Source organism: Shewanella sp. 10N.286.51.B8, assembly GCF_041469325.1.
Classification (GTDB): domain Bacteria; phylum Pseudomonadota; class Gammaproteobacteria; order Enterobacterales; family Shewanellaceae; genus Shewanella.
The window spans coordinates 1-297 of record NZ_JBFRKG010000078.1 but is presented as its reverse complement, the minus strand read 5'-3'; the positions used below and the strand labels follow the sequence as shown (position 1 = coordinate 297).

Annotated in this window: 1 protein-coding gene; it reads right to left on the bottom strand. The window is 43.1% G+C overall.

Translation table 11 applies throughout. The annotated features are described in order from the left end of the window. On the bottom strand, window positions 1-297 hold a 297-nt coding region (locus AB4160_RS19315), incomplete at both ends, for a transposase (RefSeq protein WP_408019743.1).

The following is a 297-nucleotide window of genomic DNA, read 5'->3' as shown; positions in this document are numbered from 1 at the left end:
CCTTGAGCGTAGAGCCACAATATTTTATCGTCCATAGAGGTAAATCTGGACTGGTGTTTTTTAACTAACTGAGGTTCGAAACTGCCTTCACGGTCTCGCGGCGTATCAAGCTCAAATTGACCATCTTCAGTTTGAATGCGCTTGCTGGTTTTACCGTTACGGCTATTAGCAGAAGTCGATTTATGGTGTTTCTCATAGCCCAGGTGGTCATCCATTTCGGCATTAAGAGCGGCTTCGACCGTTATCTTTTTGAGCATCAGACTGAATTGATTTAAGTCTTCTGGTGTTTTAATGCTT